Origin of the sequence: Alitabrizicola rongguiensis, from assembly GCF_021491355.1 — a bacterium.
Taxonomy (GTDB): domain Bacteria; phylum Pseudomonadota; class Alphaproteobacteria; order Rhodobacterales; family Rhodobacteraceae; genus Aliitabrizicola; species Aliitabrizicola rongguiensis.
Genome location: NZ_JAKENF010000002.1, coordinates 155,936 through 172,412, shown reverse-complemented (window position 1 = coordinate 172,412; position 16,477 = coordinate 155,936). Strand labels below are relative to the sequence as shown.

Genomic DNA, 16,477 nt, shown 5'->3' with positions numbered 1-16,477 from the left:
GCTGCGTTGCAGCAGCATGACGGTTCGCCCGCCTTGCAAGCGGCGATCCCTGTGCAAAGGGCCGTTGACCTGCGGCAGGCAGGAGCGTATTCCACCCGCGTGGCGATTTGTTACCGGATTGCGGGCCACGTAAAACAAGCCGCTAAAGAGGTGAGGGACGCGACCCGCGACCCCCGTTGCCTCTTTCAGGCCGGGGGTTTTTTCTTGCGCAGCGCACTGGGATGGGCGCGGGAAGGGAATGACGATGACTAAGGATTGGAACCGCCGCACGAAGCTGGTGCACGAGGGCAGCCGCCGCAGCCAGTATGGCGAGATGGCCGAAGCGATCTTCCTGACGCAAGGGTTTGCCTATGACAGCGCCGAACAGGCCGAGGCCCGCTTCATCAAGGCGGGCGAGGACGAGTTCATCTACGCCCGCTACGGCAACCCCACGACCCGCATGTTCGAGGAGCGGATCGCCGCGATCGAAGGCACCGAAGATGCCTTCGCCACCGCCAGCGGCATGGCGGCAGTCAATGGCGCGCTGACCTCGCTCCTGCGGGCGGGCGACCATGTGGTCTCGAGCCGGGCGCTCTTCGGCTCGTGTCTTTACATCCTTGAAGAGGTGCTGGTGCGCTACGGCGTGAAGGTGACCTTCGTCGACGGCACCGACCTCGACCAGTGGCGCGCGGCTGTGACGCCGGGGACGAAAGCGGTGTTCTTCGAGTCGATGTCGAACCCGACCCTCGAGATCATCGACATCGCTGCGGTGTCGGAGATCGCCCATGCCCAAGGCGCATTGGTGATCGTCGACAACGTCTTTGCCACGCCGGTGTTCAGCCGTGCGGTAGAGCAGGGGGCGGATGTCATCGTCTATTCGACCACCAAGCATATCGACGGGCAGGGCCGTGCGCTCGGTGGGGTGATCTGCGGCACGACCGAGTTCATCCGCAAGACCGTCGAGCCCTACATGAAGCACACCGGCGGCTCGATGAGCCCGTTCACCGCCTGGATCATGCTGAACGGCATGGTCACGCTTGACTTGCGCTGCCGGGCGATGGCCGAGGGCGCCGCGAAGATCGCGGCAGCGCTCGAAGGGCACCCCAAACTTTCGAAGGTCATCTATCCGGGCCTTGCCAGCCATCCGCAGGCGGATCTGGCCGAACGGCAGATGGGCTCAGGCGGCACGCTTGTAGCTTTCGACATCGCGGCGGGAAAAGAGGCGGCGTTCCGCTTCATGAATGCACTCGAAATCGCCAAGATATCGAACAACCTCGGCGATGCCAAGACGATCGCCACCCATCCTGCCACCACGACTCACCAGCGGCTGCCTGCCGACCAGAAGGAAAAGCTCGGGATCACCCCCGGTCTGATCCGGCTTTCGGTCGGACTCGAGGATGCCGACGACCTGATCGCCGACCTCATGCAGGCCCTGGACCGGGCCTGATTGAAGACCATACCGGAGGCGCGACGGTGATCCGATGTCGCCTCCGGGTCGTATTCGTTCGGTAAGGGTGGACGGAAGGCTTGTGGGACCCCACATAATGCAGCCTTGCCACCACGGGACCGAGAAGGGGGCACTGCCATGAACATCCTGACGCCATTCACCGAGCGCAAGCCGAGCCGGGAAGAGGCTGAGGCCGCATTGGCTCTGCTGCGCCAGTGGGCCGGCCGGTCATCGGATTCCGAGATCGCGACGCTGGATTCTTCGGTTGCCATGCTTATCCCAGGCAACGGCTATCCCGCACTGAGTCGGGAGTATCCGGTCGGTTTCGAGGTTGACGACGCCTACAAGGCGACGCTGCCTGACCTGCAGAATGGTCCGGCAAGCCTCATCAAGGGGGCGCGGACGCAGATCCAGCATGTCGGCATCTCGAATTTTCGCCTGCCGATCCGCTATCGGACGCGGGACAACGGCGATCTTCTGCTTGAGACCAGCGTGACCGGCACGGTCAGCCTCGAGGCCGAGAAGAAGGGCATCAACATGAGCCGTATCATGCGGTCCTTCTATGCCCATGCCGAGCGCGCTTTCAGCTTCGAGGTGATCGAGCACGCGCTCGACGACTACAAACGTGACCTCGAAAGCTTCGATGCCCGGATCCAGATGCGCTTCTCTTTCCCGGTGAAAGTGAAGTCCCTGCGCTCGGGGCTCAGCGGCTGGCAGTATTACGACATCGCGCTGGAACTGGTCGACCGCGCCGGGGTGCGCAAGAAGATCATGCACCTCGACTATGTGTATTCCTCGACCTGCCCCTGCTCGCTGGAGCTGTCCGAACATGCCCGGCGCGAGCGCGGGCAGCTTGCAACGCCGCATTCGCAGCGGTCGGTTGCGCGCATCTCGGTTGAGGTGGTGGGCAAGCAGTGCCTGTGGTTCGAGGACCTGATCGAGATCGCCCGTTCGGGGGTGCCGACGGAGACCCAGGTCATGGTCAAGCGCGAGGACGAGCAGGCCTTTGCCGAGCTGAACGCGGCCAACCCGATCTTCGTCGAGGATGCCGCCCGCAGCTTCTGCGAAGCGCTGGAGCGTGACCCGCGCATCGGCGATTTCCGCGTGATGGCGAGCCATCAGGAAAGCCTGCACAGCCATGACGCGGTCAGCCTGCTGACCCAAGGCGAGACCTTCGCTGCAGAAAGCCTCGATCCCCGGCTGTTCGCCTCGCTGATCCACGGCGGCTGACAGTTCCAGACCCGTCTTGACAGGCGCCATGCGCCTGTCCATGGCTTCTGCCATGATCGACCTGCGCCCGGTGGGCTATATCCTTGCGGTAATGATCGTCGTTCTCGGCGTTCTTATGTTCATTCCTGCGACGGTCGACTGGATGGCAGCCTCGGGGAATGAGACCGCCTTTCTGACCTGCGGGGTGATTTCCATCGCAGGGGGGCTGTTTCTGGCGCTCGCCACACGGAACTCGCTTGGGCCGGCCATGACGATCCGTCAGGCCTTCCTCCTGACCGCAGCGATCTGGATCACCGTGCCCTTGGTTGGCTCGATCCCGTTCATGGCGGGTGCCCCGTCGGCTCCCTTCATCGATGCCTATTTCGAGGCCGTTTCGGGCATCACCACCACGGGATCGACCGTTTTCGTCGGTCTCGACAATATGCCGCCGGGCATGAACCTGTGGCGGGGAATGCTGAACTGGCTCGGCGGTCTCGGCATCGCCTTCATCGCCATGATCTTCCTGCCGGTGATGCGCGTGGGCGGCATGCAGTTCTTCCGTACCGAGGGCTTCGACACATTCGGCAAGGTCGCCCCGCGCGCCACCGATATCGCGAAATCGCTGCTCTGGGTCTATTTCGCGCTGACTGTGGCCTGCGCGCTGACCTATCTCGCCATCGGGATGACGCCGCTCGATGCGACGGTGAATGCGATGGCCTCGATCGCGACGGGGGGCTTTTCGCCCACCGACATCTCCTTCTCCAAGTATCAGGGGGCGGGGGAATATGCCGGCGCGCTGTTCATGGTGCTCGGCAGCCTTCCCTACATCCGCTATGTCCAGATGACGACCGGCAGTCCGGTCTCGATGTGGCGCGACAAGCAGGCACGGGCCTATCTTCTCTGGCTTATGATGGCGGTCCTTGTCGTGACGGCCTGGCGGGTCGTCGTTCATGGCGGATCGGTGGAACCCATCTTCCGCGAAGCGCTGTTCAACCTGACCTCGATCATGAGCGGAACCGGCTTCTTCTCGGGCTCTTTCGCGGCTTGGGGCAGCTTTTCGCTGGTCGTCGCCTTTGCCCTGGGGCTGATCGGCGGCTGCTCGTCGTCCAGTTCCGGGGCGCTGACCGTGTTCCGCGTGCAGGTCTCGCTATCAGCGATCAAGGCGCAGTTGCGTCTGATCGCCTCGCCCAGCCAGATCATCCCGGTCAAGTATGACGGGCGGACGGTGGATGACGAGACGATGAACGGCATCGTCATGTATGTCTGCGCCTATATCCTGACCATCGGCGTGATGAGCGTCGCCGTGACATTGATGGGCGTCGATACCGAGTCGGCGCTGATGGCCGTTTGGACTTCGATCGGCAATATCGGCTACGGCTATGGCCCGCTGGTGGCACGGACCGGCACTTTCGTCGATTTCCCCGATACCGCCAAGGCGCTGCTGATTGTCACGATGCTTATGGGGCGGCTCGCACTGCTGGCGATTTTCGTCGTGGTCTTGCCCCGCTTCTGGATGCGCTGAGACCTCTGTCGCGCCTTGACGGCGGCAGGGTCGGTTCGACACCGCCGCGGCGGTTACATCTGTGCGAAGGACCTGGGCCTCAGTCCATGCGGCGGAACACCAGCGCCGCGTTGACACCGCCGAAGCCGAAGGCGTTCGACAGCACATGACGGACAGTTGTGCGCCGCGGCCCGCCGGCCAGCAGGTCGAAATCCCCCGCCCCCTCCATCGGCGTCTCGATGTTCAGTCCAGCCGGCAGTATCTGGTCGCGCAGGGCCAGAACCGAAAACACCGCCTCGATGGCGCCGGCTGCACCCAGCATGTGGCCGGTCGCCGACTTGGTTGAACTGACCGGCACGCCTCCGCCCCCCAAGCCGAAAACCCGCGTCAGTGCGGCAAGCTCAGCCGCGTCGCCGACCGGGGTCGAAGTCGCGTGGGCATTGACATAGCTGACCTCGGCCGGGGCGATCCCAGCCATGGCTAGCGCCATCTCCATCGCCCGTGCCGCCTCGCGGCCATCGGCCCAGCCGGCGGTGACATGATGCGCATCGGTGGTCGTGCCATAGCCTGCCACGACGGCAAGCGGGCAGGCCCCCCGCGCCTCGGCATGGCTGAGGCGTTCGATTACCAGCATGGCCGCGCCTTCGGACAGCACGAAGCCCTCATGCGCGGCGTCGAAGGGGCGGGACGCGCGCCGGGGATCGTCGTTGAAGCCGAAGGCAAGGGCGCGCGCCGCGGTGAAGCCGCCGATGGCCACCGGGTCGACGCAGGCCTCGGTTCCGCCGCAGAGGGCGATGTCGGCCTCGCCGGAGCGAATAAGGCGCATCGCATCGCCGATCGCCTGGGCTGAGGCCGCGCAGGCAGTGACGGGCGCGCCCGAAGGGCCGAAGAACCCGTTGCGGATCGAAATCTGGCCGGTCGCCAGATTGGGAAGGAAGGACGGCACGACAAAGGGCGACAGACGGCGAACACCCTCGCCGTTGATAGTCTCGGCGGCCGCCGTGATGGCGGGAACCCCGCCGACCCCGGTTCCGATCACTGTCGCGGTCCGCCGGCCCTGCGTGCCATCTCCGGGATGCCAGCCGGCCTGGTCCAGCGCCTCGCTGGCTGCGGCCATGGCATAGTGGATGAACAGATCGGTCCTGCGCAGCTCTTGCGCGGACATCGCCGCCTCCGGGTCGAAACCGTCCGTCCGGTCCAACCGCGAAGGAACGAGCCCGGCGATCTGGCATTTCCAGCCGGTGGCATCAAAGCGGGTATTGCGGGTGATGCCGCTTTCGCCGGCAAGAAGCCGCCTCCAGCTTGGCTCCACTCCGGCTGCCAGCGGGGTGACGGCCCCAAGGCCGGTGACTACGATCGGGTCCTGCATGGCTACCTCTATGTGTATTTGCACTGTGCATATACATCAAGCTAGGTCTGCGCAAGAGCGGCTGGTGGCGATCCTCAGTCTCTGGAAAAGCGACGGGCGAGGCGAAGGTAGATGTTGGCCTCGGTCTCGCCGATCCCGTCCAGAAGCTCGGCCTGCGCCAACTGCCATTCCCCGAGCAGACTGTCGAGCAGGGCATCCCCCGCCGGGGTCAATGCGCAGATCCGGGAATTGCCGGTATTGGCGATCCGCGTCACCAGGCCGCGCTCTTCGATCCGGTCGAGGTTCCGCGACAGGCTTGTGCGGTCCAGCGCGATCTTCGGCGCCAGGTTTGTCACCGGATCGCCCGGATTGAAGCGGATCGCGGCGAGAAGCGAGAACTGCTGCACCGTGACGCCATAGGGCTTGAGCTTGGCGTCATAGCGGCGCAGCAGTGTGCGTGCGGCAGCAACGGTGTTCAGCACCAGGCAGCGGGACAGATCCTCGGGCATCGTCATGGTGCGATGATGCGGGGCAGGGGAAGGGCGGTCAAGCGCCCCTCCGCCGGTCATTTCCAGCAGGAGACCAGCACCGTCATCGCCAGCGCCTGTTTGGTCAGATCCTCGGGCGGCAGCGCGCCGACGGCGGTCGAGGCAGTCAGCTCGATCCCTGCGGCCTTCAGCCGGTCCTCTATCGCGGCGGCGGTGGCCGCAAAGGCCACCTCGGCGGGAAGCACCTGCTTGGCGTCAGTCTCGCGCGGAAGCAGCATTCCGACCACGGCGCCGGTGCCATCCAGAACCGGCCCGCCGGCATCGCCCACCCGCGTGGCGAGGGCCAGCCGCTTGAGGCCCGGTTCACCGTTCAGACCCGTCTGGGCCTCGACCGTGCCGAAGGTCAGCGTTGGGGCGGGCAGGGCGTCCTCGTAGGGGTAGCTTGCCAGCGCGACCTGCGCGCCCACTCGTTCCGACATCGACTGGAAGCGGCCGAAGGCGCGCGGGGAAAGCTTTCCCTTCGGGGCCAGCACAGCAAATCCGCTTGCCGCATCGTTCAGGGCAACCTCCATCTCGGTGCCGCCGTCGATGGTGACCCGGCTGCAGGATTGCAGGGCATCGGTCGTGGTCAGGACATGGCCCGCCCCGTCGATGAAGAAGCCGGAACGCGAATAGTCGGGGCGGCGCAGATCAAGACCCGCGACCATGCCCTGCTTCTGTGCATCGCTCATTGGCGCAAGGCCGGGGTCGAGCGCACGGTCGCCCACCGCGCGGAAGCTCGATTTCATCGCTGCAAGCGCCGGGGCAATGTCTTCCGATTTTGCGACCGGCCAGACCAGCGTGAAGCCCTTCACAAGTCCGCCGGCCAGTTCGACATGCGTGAAACTTTCGATCTCGGCGTTCTTGCCGGAGATTTCGAAGCCCCGCTCGTTGCGCTCGCGCGGCCCGTCGAGCGGCACGATCTCCAGCGACTGCATCATGTCGTAGAGACCATAAAGCGTGGTCAGATCGCCGGGTTCGCTGATGAGAAGGGCGCGGACGCCGCTGCCGTTCTTTTCGCGGTATTGCACGAAGGGGGGCGCATAGCCGTCGAATTCCACCATGGCGAGCGGCAGGATGATGTCGATACCCGCTTCCGGCTCGCTGACCGGGGTCAGTCCGAGCTTCGCCATCGCGCCGCGATAGGCGGTGAGCAGGGTGTTGCGCTGTGCCGAGGTCAGAATTCCCGTCACCTCAGCCGCATTGGCCTGCTGCCAGGCTTCCATCGCCGCACGCGTGCCCGAGCCAAACGCGCCGTCGATTGCCGCGTCGTAATGGCCGAACCAGCCGAGCGCCGCCTGCAATTCCTTGCGTTCTTCCATCGTGAGAGCAGCTTCCGAGGCTTTCGCCTGTTCCGGCGTCTCGTCCTCGGCGACCGGTTGCGGCGCCGGATCGACCGGGATCACGTCCGTATCCTGCGTCGGGGCCGGATCTGTCTGGATCGCCGGATCGGGTTGGGTCAGGACAGGCGGAGCGGTCTCTCCGGCGGCGGGCCAGAACTGCTTGCGGAACTTCCGGCCGTCATTGATGAAGCTGTCTCCGGGGATCAGCCGCTCGCGCTTGAGTTCGCGCAGCTTGCCGTCAGCCTCGGCCGCCTCGTAGGGGCCGAGCAGGATCGCAAACCAGCCCGAGGGCAGCGCATAGCCCGAGACATCGGGGAAGGCCCCGGCATAGGCGCGGGCGCGCAGGCTGCCTTCCTCGACAGTCGGTTGCGCTTCGATCTGGATCCAGACCTGTTGCGCCAAGGCGGGGGTTCCGATCAACAGGGTGAACAGAAGGGCCAAACGAACCGCAATTGCCTTTAGTCTCACGCCAACCTCGCCGTGCGTCGTGCTTGTCAAATCGAGGCGTATCTAGCAGAGCGCCCGGCGGATGCACGTCAAATCCGCGACAGATCATGGTCGTCACATTGACCCTGTGACACGCCTTGCCTATGGAGGGGGCGCTTTCCCTCAGGAGACCCGCGATGACCGGCAGCCCCCGCACGCCCAAGAGCTTTCAGGAAATCCTGATGCGGCTTCAGGCCTATTGGGCCGCCCAAGGCTGCGCCGTGCTTCAGCCCTATGACATGGAGGTGGGCGCTGGCACCTTCCACCCAGGCACCACGCTCCGTTCGCTCGGCTCGAAACCCTGGGCTGCTGCCTATGTCCAGCCCTCGCGCCGTCCGACCGACGGGCGATATGGCGAGAACCCGAACCGCCTTCAGCACTACTACCAGTATCAGGTCCTGATCAAACCCTCGCCGCCTGACCTGCAGGCCCTGTATCTCGGTAGCCTCGAAGCCATCGGCATCGACATGGACCTGCATGACATCCGCTTCGTCGAGGACGACTGGGAAAGCCCGACGCTCGGCGCCTGGGGTCTGGGATGGGAAGTCTGGTGCGACGGGATGGAAGTCAGCCAGTTCACCTATTTCCAGCAGGTCGGCGGACACGACTGCAAGCCAGTATCGGGCGAGCTGACCTACGGGCTCGAGCGTCTGGCGATGTACGTGCTCGGCATCGACCATGTGATGGACATGCCCTTCAACGACCCGCAATCGCCGATCCCGCTGACCTATGGCGACATCTTCCGCCAGACAGAGCAGGAATATTCGCGCTGGAACTTCGACCAGGCCGATACCGAGATGCTGTTCCAGCATTTCCGCGACGCCGAAACCGAGTGCGAGCGCATCCTTGCCGCTCCGGTGCGTGACAAGGCGGGTCGCGCCATCATCATGGCGCATCCAGCCTATGATCAGTGCATCAAGGCCAGCCATCTCTTCAACCTGCTCGATGCGCGCGGCGTGATCTCGGTGACCGAGCGGCAAGCCTATATCGGCCGTGTCCGGGCGCTGGCCAAGAAATGCGCCGATGCCTTCGTGCAGACCGAAGCGGGCGGCGGCAATCCTGTGGAGGCGGCGTGAGCGCCGGGAAGCTTGTGGCGGGGGGCATTGTGCTGACAGGATTGGCAGCCGGAATCGCCATGTGGTGGCTGCAGGTCTACGCCTATTACGCGCCGGCGGTCTTCGTTCCGGGGCAGGAAATCACGCTCATGCCGATCGAAGGCAACACACCCGAGGCGATCGTGGTGGCGAACCTGCAGGGGATCGACGCGAGTTCGTCGCCGCTGCGGTTCCGGGCCTGCTTCACCACGCCGCTGTCTCAGGCGACGCTGACCGAAACCTACCGGCTGTACGACCATCCGGAGCCACTGAACGCGCCTTCGTGGTTCGACTGCTTCGACGCGAAGGCCATCGGCGCGGCGCTGGAACGTGGCGAGGCGCTGGCATTCCTGTCGATCCCCGATGTCGAGTCGAAGGCCGATCCGCAGACCGGCGCGGTCCGCCCTTCGGGGGTCGACCGGGTCGTGGCAGTCTTCCCTGACGGGCGCGCCTATGCCTGGCACCAGCTGAGTCCCTCTGAGCAGGAGCAGAGCCAATGACCGGAACGCCCGTCACGGTGCCTGCTTTCGAGACCGCGACGCTTGGCTTCCTCGTCTACCTTGTCGGGGTGCAGATCACCCAACGTGTCCGGTTCCTGCGCGATTTCAACATTCCCGAGCCGGTAACCGGCGGCATCCTTGCCGCGCTGGTGACGCTTGCCTTCTACCTCGCCTTCGGCCGGTCGGTGGAATTCGACCTGACCGTGCGGGACTACCTCTTGATCCTGTTCTTCTCTGGCATCGGCCTGAATGCCCGGCTTGGCGATCTGGCCGCCGGGGGCAGGCCGCTCTTGCTCTTGCTCGGGCTGACGGTCGGGCTGATCTTCATGCAGAACCTTGCGGGTCTGGCCACCGCGCTTGCCTTCGGCCTGCCCCCCCAGCTTGGGGTTCTGCTCGGCTCGGCCAGCTTGATCGGTGGCCACGGCACCACGATTGCCTGGGCGCCCGCCATCGCCGAAGAGACCGGCTTTGCCGGCGCACTAGAGCTTGGTGTCGCCAGCGCGACGCTTGGGCTGATCGTTGCGGCGCTGCTCGGCGGGCCGGTCGCACATTTCCTGATCGAGCGGAACAAGCTGCATCCGGCTGCAACCGATCCGGCGACCGCCATCGGCATCGAGTTCGAGAACGTGGCCCGGACGGTCCTGACGCCGACCGACCTGATGCGGGCGATGATGACCCTGCATGTGGTGATGATCATCGGCCTGGCCCTAGCCGACGTGATCAAGCTGACCGGCGTCAAGCTGCCCAGTTTCGTGCCCTGCATGCTGGTGGCGATTGCCTATGCCAATCTCATGCCGCGCCTCCTGCCGCGTTTGCCCCGCGTGGCGGGCACCCCGGCGCTGGCGCTGGTGACCGATTTTGCGCTTGGCGCCTTCCTCGCCATGTCGCTGATGGCGATGCAGCTCTGGACACTGAAGGGGCTTGGACTGTTGATGGCGGTGTCGATCGCGCTGCAGACGGTGATCGCTGTGGCCTTCGTGCTGTTCCTGCTGTTCCGCCTGATGGGGCGGCAATACCTGGCGGCGGTTCTTTCGGCCGGGTTCCTTGGCTTTGGCCTAGGGGCGACGCCGACAGCCATTGCCAACATGAACGCCGTGACCAAGCGCTATGGCCCCGCGCCTTTGGCCTTCGTCATCCTGCCCCTCGTGTCGGCCTTCTTCGTCGACCTGGCCAATGCGGCGGTGATGCAGCTGTTTCTGGCCCTCTAGTCGCCTTAACCTTCTATTGCTTTGCCTAGCCGGCGCCTGCGCTGCTATGACAGTGAAAAAAAGAGCAGGTGCATGATGGGCAAGAAAAGCGACAAGGCCGCGCAACCCGGCGTGTTCAAGCGCACGGTTGCCGCCGCCGAGGCTATCGCGGGTGGCGAGATGGAACGCGGGGACGATTTCGCGCTGTACAGGTATCCCGATTACGAAACCTACCGCGCCGTCCAGACCAAGGGCAACAAGGCCAAGCTCAAACGGCAGTTCGTCAAGGAATCCCATATAGAGCTGCTGGCGAAATTCCTTAACCAGACGCTTGGCGCAACGACCTTCGGTCTGTGCCACGGCACGCGCCGAGGGGCCGAGCAGGCCTGGTTCACGAAACATCTTGCCGGCGCGCCCGAGGTGATCGGCACCGAGATCTCGGACACCGCCGACCAGTTTCCCAACACGGTGCAATGGGACTTCCATGAGACGCGCGACAACTGGGTCGGCCGCGCCGATTTCGTCTATTCGAATTCCTGGGACCACGCCTTCGATCCCGTCCGGGCCTTTTCGGCCTGGATCGGCCAGCTGCGGCCGGGCGGTGTTCTTCTGCTGGACCACACCCGCGGCCAGATGCCCGATGCCTCGAATGCGCTGGACCCGTTCGGTGTAAGCTTCGAGCGGCTGCAAGAGATGCTGGCCGCGAATTTCTTGGCCCAAGGCGGGTTTCTTCCGGTCATCGATGCGCGCAAATCCAATCCCGACTATCGGGCACGCGTTGTGGTCTTCCGCAAGAACGGCTAGGACACCGCCGAACGACTTCCGGTGGACCAATGCCCGATCTTCTGCTTGAGCTTTTCTCCGAGGAAATCCCTGCACGCATGCAGGCCAAGGCGCGCGAGGACCTGAAATCGCTCGTGACGAATGGTCTGGTCGAGGCCGGTCTGACCTATGCCTCGGCGGGCGCCTTCTCGACCCCGCGGCGGCTCGTCCTGTCGGTCGAGGGGCTGTCGGCCCAGTCGCCCGCGCTGAAAGAGGAACGGAAAGGTCCCCGCTCCGACGCACCCGACGCAGCGCTCGAGGGGTTCCTGCGCTCGACCGGGCTGACCCGCGACCAGCTGGAACTGCGCGACGAGAAGAAGGGCCAGGTCTGGTTCGCCGTGATCGAGAAGCCCGGCCGCGCCGCGCCCGAGATCGTGGCCGAGGTGGTGGAGCAGGTCATCCGCAGTTTCCCCTGGCCCAAATCGATGCGGTGGGGGGCGGGCTCGCTCCGGTGGGTGCGCCCGCTCCATTCGATCCTCTGCCTTCTGACCGACGAAACAGGCGCGGAGATCGTGCCGCTGACCGTCGACGGGATCGCTGCCGGCAACACCACCGAGGGCCACCGCTTCATGTCCAAGGGCCGCTTCGCCGTGTCGTCCTTCGACGACTGCCGCGCGAAGCTCCTCAAGGCCCATGTCGTCCTCGACAGTGCCGAGCGCGAGGCGCGGATCTGGCATGACGCCACCACCGCGGCCTTCGCGCAGGGGCTGGAAGTGGCCGAGGACAAGGGCCTGCTGGCTGAGGTCGCGGGTCTGGTCGAATGGCCGGTGATGCTGATGGGCGCGATCCCCGAACGCTTCCTCGACCTGCCGCCCGAGGTGCTGCAGACCTCGATGAAGGAGCATCAGAAGTTCTTCTCGGTGAAGAACCCGCGCACGGGGCGCATCGAGAAATTCGTCACGGTGGCCAACCGCGAGACCGCCGACCACGGCGAGACCGTGCTGAAGGGCAACCTCAAGGTGCTGTCGGCCCGCCTGTCGGACGCCAAGTTCTTCTGGGAGAACGACCTGCGCACGGTCAAGACCGTGGGGATGGAAGGCATGGCCGCCGGCCTTGCCAACGTCACCTTCCACAACAAGCTCGGCAGCCAGGCCGACCGCATCGCCCGCATCGAGGCGCTGGCGCGCGAGATCGCGCCGCTGGTCGGCGCCCCGCCCGACCTCGCCGCCGAGGCCGCCCGCGTGGCCAAGGCCGACCTGCAATCGGCGATGGTCGGCGAATTCCCCGAACTGCAGGGCACCATGGGCGGCTATTACGCCCGCGCCGCCGGCCTTCCCGAGGCGGTCGCCGCCGCCTGCAAGGCCCACTACTCGCCGCTCGGGCCGTCTGATGACGTACCGACAGAGCCGGTCTCGGTCGCCGTGGCGCTGGCCGACAAGATCGACACGCTGACGGGGTTTTGGGCGATTGATGAGAAGCCGACGGGGTCGAAAGACCCGTTTGCGCTGAGAAGGGCGGCACTTGGGGTGATCCGGTTGCTGCTCGGAAGTGGAGTTCGGACGGGCCTTATCGGTACAAATGCTCCGATCGGGAAGGCGCGCGATCTTCATGGTATACACGAGACGGCTTCCGGACCGTCTGGGGCAGACGTCAATGAACTCCTCACCTTCTTCCACGACCGCCTGAAGGTCTTTCTCCGCGACCAAGGCATCCGCCATGATATCATTGATGCCGTCCTCGCCATGCCCGGCAATGACGACCTGACGCTGCTCGTCAAGCGCGCCGAGGCGCTGTCGGCCGCGCTCAAGACCGAGGATGGCGCGAACCTGATCCAGGGCTTCAAACGGGCGAACAACATCCTGACCCAGGCCGAGGAAAAGGACGGCGTCGAATACTCCTTCGGCGCTGATGAGAAATTCGCCGAAGGCCCGGAGGAAAAAGCGCTCTTCGCCGCCCTCGACCGCGCCGAAGCCGCCATCGTCCCGGCGATGAAGGCCGAGGATTTCACCGCCGCGATGTCGGCCATGGCCGCGCTTCGCGCCCCCATCGACGCCTTCTTCACCGCCGTGCAGATCAACAGCGACAATCCAGTGATCCGCCGCAACCGCCTGAACCTGCTGCACCGCATCCGCGCCACCTGCGCCCAAGTCGCCGACCTGACCAAGATCGAGGGGTGAGGCGCGCCCGGAGGATCGTCCAGTGGACGGTCCTCGGCGCCGAACGCCCGAGCCGCAAGGATCGGGCCGGAGGGGGCGCGGCCATTGTCCTTCTTCTGTTTCCAAATATCCTCGGGGGTGCGGGGGCAGACAGCCCCCGCTCTGACCGTCCCGCTTGCGTGACGCCCCAACAGGCGTATGCTGCGCCTGAACAGGAGCGCCGCAGTGCAGAAACACGACCCCATCCTCGATTTCAGCGAGATCACGCCGGTGGCGCGCATCGCCACGGTCACGCATGGCTGGCGTGCGAAATGCCTGCAGCGGCTGGTCCGCCTTGACCTGCCTGTGCCGAAATCGGTGGCCCTGTCAGCCTCCGCCGTGCGGGCCATTGCCGCTGGCGTGCCTGTCGATGGCGCCGGCATCCTGCGTCTCTTCGGTCCCGACCCTCTGATCTCGGTACGCCCAAGCCCGGAGAACCCCGATTGGGGCGGCCCGGCTACGGTTCTGAACATCGGAATGAACGCGGCGCGCCACGCCCTGCTCGTGCAAAGTCACGGTCAGGCAGCGGCTGATGCGCTCTACCTGCGGTTCATCCAGTCTTTCGCCACCCATGTCGCGCGTCTCGATCCCGACATGTTCGATAGCGCCAAGCCATCCGAGGTCGCCATTGCCGCCGCGCTGAAGGTCTACGACTCCGAGATGGACGAACCCTTCCCCGAGGACCCGGCCCGGCAACTGGCCGAGGCGCTGCGCTCGATGGCGCGGGCCTGGGAGGGCACCTCGGCGCGGCTTCTGCGCATGGCCAAGGGGGCGCCCGAAGACGGCGGCCTGGGACTGGTCGTGCAAGAGATGGCGCAGGGCATCGGGCAGGGCATCTCCGGCTCGGGCGTGATCCAGTTCGTTGATCCTGTCACGGGTACGCCTCAGATCACCGGCCGCTACCTTGGCCAGAGCCAGGGTCGCGACGCGCTGCGCCAGCAGGGGGCGATCTACCTGACCAAGGACAAGCGCGGCGCGTCGCTCGAGGATATTGCGCCTGACCTTTTCGCCGAGTTGATCCGGTATGGCGCCATCTGCCGCCAGCGCCTGCGCGAGGAAATGCAGATCGAGTTCACCATCGACAATGGCCAGCTGGCCGTGCTCGACGCGGTGAAGGTCGCCCGCAGCAGCCGCGCGGGGCTTCATATCGCCGTGGCGCTGGCCGAGGACGGGATCATCACCGAGGAAGAGGCGGTGTTGCGGGTCGAACCCCGGGCGCTCTCCGAGCTTCTTCACCCGCAGGTCGATCCGCGGGGGGAGCGGGATGTCTTCGTGCGTGGGATCGCCGCCTCGCCGGGCGCCGCGACGGGGCGATTGGTGTTTTCCGCCGACGCCGCACAGGCCAGCGCCGCGCGGGGCGAGCCGTGCATTCTTGTCCGCCGTGAAACCGCGCCCGAGGACATCCGCGGCATGCATTCCGCCGCTGCCGTCCTGACCGAGCGCGGGGGCATGACCAGCCACGCCGCCGTGATCGCCCGGGGGATCGGTCTGCCCTGCGTCGTGGGGGCGTCTGACCTGCGGCTCGACAGCAAGGACAAGAAGCTGACCGCCCCGGATGGCCGGATCTTCCGCGAGGGCGACATCGTCACCATCGACGGGACCAAGGGTGAGGCTCTTGCCGGGCAGGCCGAAATGTTGCCGCCCGCGCTCGACGACAGTTTCCGCACGCTTCTCGCCTGGGCCGACGAATTCCGCGACATCGGCGTGCGCGCAAATGCCGACACACCCGCCGATGCCGAGACCGCGCGCGCATTCCAGGCACAAGGGATCGGGTTGTGCCGGACCGAGCACATGTTCTTCGAGGATGACCGGCTGGTCGTGATGCGCGAGATGATCTTCGCCGATACGGCGAAGGACCGCGCGGCGGCGCTGGCCCGCCTTCTGCCGATGCAGCGCGAGGATTTCATCCAGCTTTTCGACATCATGCAGGGGCTGCCCGTATGCATCCGGCTTTTCGACCCGCCGCTGCACGAGTTCCTGCCCCACACCCGGGAGGGCCTGCGCGAACTGGCCGAGGCGCTGGACCGCCCGCTGTCGGAGGTCACGCGGCGGGCCGATGCGCTGTCCGAGGTCAACCCCATGCTCGGGATGCGGGGGGTGCGCCTGGGTGTCGTCCTGCCCGAGATCTATGACATGCAGGCGCAGGCGATCTTCGAAGCAACGGTCGAGGTCGGCAAGCGCGGCGCAGCCGTGGTGCCCGAGATCATGATCCCGCTGGTTTCGGCCAAGCGCGAGGTCGAACTGGTGAAGGCGCGTGTCGATGCCGTGGCCGCCGCGGTCCGTGCCCGAACCGGCACCGATTTCGCCTACAAGCTTGGCGTGATGGTCGAAACCCCGCGTGCCGCACTCCGCGCAGGCGAGATAGCCCAGCATGCGGCCTTCCTGTCCTTTGGCACCAACGACCTGACACAAATGACCTATGGCCTGTCGCGTGATGATGCCGGCCGGTTCATGAACACCTACGTCCAGCAGGGAGTTTTCGCCGAAGATCCATTCCACAGGCTGGATGTCGAAGGCGTGGGCGAATTGCTTCTGATCGGTGCGCAAAGGGGTAGAAGAACGCGGACCGACTTGACTCTGTCGATCTGCGGCGAACACGGAGGCGACCCCGAATCAATAGCCTTCTGTCGGCGCGCCGGCTTCGACTATGTCTCGTGCTCGCCCTTCCGGGTTCCGATGGCTCGTCTGGCGGCGGCCCATCTTGCGTTGCAGGATCGCAACAGATTGCCTCAAGCCTGAGGTTTCCCTGCGTCAAGTGGGCGGCTTTCCGCGCGCAAACTCTGCAATCCTAAAGCGAGTTCGGCGGAACTTGGCGCAAGTAACTGATTCAATTGTTGTATTTCGGCAACGGTGGGTTTACGCGACCGGAGTGATCGCGTAAGTCCCGCTGCTGTTGCCT

The 16,477-nt window shown here is 65.3% G+C and carries 12 protein-coding genes and 1 riboswitch; of the genes, 9 read left to right on the top strand and 3 right to left on the bottom strand.

Annotation, left to right across the window (positions count from 1 at the left end; genetic code table 11):
- Nucleotides 1-89: 89 nt before the first annotated feature.
- Nucleotides 90-167: riboswitch (SAM riboswitch) on the top strand.
- Between the two features lie 77 nt (nucleotides 168-244).
- From metZ to L0V05_RS06820, 3 genes are all read left to right on the top strand, one after another.
- Nucleotides 245-1,426, top strand: a complete 1,182-nt coding sequence (metZ, locus tag L0V05_RS06830) for an O-succinylhomoserine sulfhydrylase (RefSeq protein WP_234869370.1) — start codon at nucleotides 245-247, stop codon at nucleotides 1,424-1,426.
- A gap of 138 nt (nucleotides 1,427-1,564) precedes the next feature.
- Nucleotides 1,565-2,656 (top strand): GTP cyclohydrolase FolE2, encoded by a 1,092-nt coding sequence (folE2, locus tag L0V05_RS06825; protein ID WP_234869369.1) that lies wholly within the window; start codon nucleotides 1,565-1,567, stop codon nucleotides 2,654-2,656.
- A gap of 28 nt (nucleotides 2,657-2,684) precedes the next feature.
- Nucleotides 2,685-4,157, top strand: a complete 1,473-nt coding sequence (locus L0V05_RS06820) for a TrkH family potassium uptake protein (RefSeq protein WP_234869368.1) — start codon at nucleotides 2,685-2,687, stop codon at nucleotides 4,155-4,157.
- A 79-nt stretch (nucleotides 4,158-4,236) separates the two neighbouring features.
- Here the strand turns inward: L0V05_RS06820 and fabF are convergent, their stop codons facing one another.
- The 3 genes from fabF to L0V05_RS06805 form a co-directional block, all read right to left on the bottom strand.
- Entirely contained in the window at nucleotides 4,237-5,505 is a 1,269-nt protein-coding gene (gene fabF / locus L0V05_RS06815) for a beta-ketoacyl-ACP synthase II (RefSeq protein ID WP_234869367.1), read from the bottom strand.
- 74 nt (nucleotides 5,506-5,579) lie between these two features.
- A complete protein-coding gene (locus L0V05_RS06810; RefSeq protein WP_234869366.1) occupies nucleotides 5,580-5,999 on the bottom strand; it encodes a MarR family winged helix-turn-helix transcriptional regulator in 420 nt (139 codons plus the stop codon).
- Nucleotides 6,000-6,049: 50 nt separating this feature from the next.
- A complete protein-coding gene (locus L0V05_RS06805) occupies nucleotides 6,050-7,822 on the bottom strand; it encodes a serine protease (protein WP_234869365.1) in 1,773 nt (590 codons plus the stop codon).
- A 155-nt stretch (nucleotides 7,823-7,977) separates the two neighbouring features.
- Between L0V05_RS06805 and L0V05_RS06800 the strand changes: the two genes are divergently transcribed.
- From L0V05_RS06800 to L0V05_RS06775, 6 genes are all read left to right on the top strand, one after another.
- Nucleotides 7,978-8,916, top strand: a complete 939-nt coding sequence (locus L0V05_RS06800) for a glycine--tRNA ligase subunit alpha (RefSeq protein WP_234869364.1) — start codon at nucleotides 7,978-7,980, stop codon at nucleotides 8,914-8,916.
- Entirely contained in the window at nucleotides 8,913-9,434 is a 522-nt protein-coding gene (locus tag L0V05_RS06795; RefSeq protein WP_234869363.1) for a DUF6446 family protein, read from the top strand. Before L0V05_RS06800 ends, L0V05_RS06795 begins: the two co-directional genes overlap by 4 nt.
- Nucleotides 9,431-10,642, top strand: a complete 1,212-nt coding sequence (gltS, locus tag L0V05_RS06790) for a sodium/glutamate symporter (RefSeq protein ID WP_234869362.1) — start codon at nucleotides 9,431-9,433, stop codon at nucleotides 10,640-10,642. Before L0V05_RS06795 ends, gltS begins: the two co-directional genes overlap by 4 nt.
- 72 nt (nucleotides 10,643-10,714) lie before the next feature.
- Nucleotides 10,715-11,425 carry a class I SAM-dependent methyltransferase gene (locus L0V05_RS06785; protein WP_234869361.1) on the top strand — a complete coding sequence of 237 codons (711 nt, stop codon included), beginning with the start codon at nucleotides 10,715-10,717 and terminating at the stop codon, nucleotides 11,423-11,425.
- Between the two features lie 29 nt (nucleotides 11,426-11,454).
- Nucleotides 11,455-13,560: a glycine--tRNA ligase subunit beta gene (gene glyS, locus L0V05_RS06780; RefSeq protein ID WP_234869360.1), complete on the top strand. Its 2,106-nt coding sequence runs from the start codon at nucleotides 11,455-11,457 to the stop codon at nucleotides 13,558-13,560.
- Between the two features lie 204 nt (nucleotides 13,561-13,764).
- Entirely contained in the window at nucleotides 13,765-16,317 is a 2,553-nt protein-coding gene (locus L0V05_RS06775; protein ID WP_234869359.1) for a putative PEP-binding protein, read from the top strand.
- Nucleotides 16,318-16,477: the final 160 nt, after the last annotated feature.

Excerpts from the sequence above, each read along its gene's own strand:
- L0V05_RS06800 (WP_234869364.1), top strand. The coding sequence starts at position 7,978 with ATGACCGGCAGCCCCCGCACGCCCAAGAGCTTTCAGGAAATCCTGATG.
- gltS (WP_234869362.1), top strand. The coding sequence starts at position 9,431 with ATGACCGGAACGCCCGTCACGGTGCCTGCTTTCGAGACCGCGACGCTT.
- L0V05_RS06785 (WP_234869361.1), top strand. The coding sequence starts at position 10,715 with ATGATGGGCAAGAAAAGCGACAAGGCCGCGCAACCCGGCGTGTTCAAG.
- folE2 (WP_234869369.1), top strand. The coding sequence starts at position 1,565 with ATGAACATCCTGACGCCATTCACCGAGCGCAAGCCGAGCCGGGAAGAG.
- glyS (WP_234869360.1), top strand. The coding sequence starts at position 11,455 with ATGCCCGATCTTCTGCTTGAGCTTTTCTCCGAGGAAATCCCTGCACGC.
- L0V05_RS06820 (WP_234869368.1), top strand. The coding sequence starts at position 2,685 with ATGCGCCTGTCCATGGCTTCTGCCATGATCGACCTGCGCCCGGTGGGC.
- L0V05_RS06810 (WP_234869366.1), bottom strand. The coding sequence starts at position 5,999 with ATGACGATGCCCGAGGATCTGTCCCGCTGCCTGGTGCTGAACACCGTT.
- metZ (WP_234869370.1), top strand. The coding sequence starts at position 245 with ATGACTAAGGATTGGAACCGCCGCACGAAGCTGGTGCACGAGGGCAGC.
- fabF (WP_234869367.1), bottom strand. The coding sequence starts at position 5,505 with ATGCAGGACCCGATCGTAGTCACCGGCCTTGGGGCCGTCACCCCGCTG.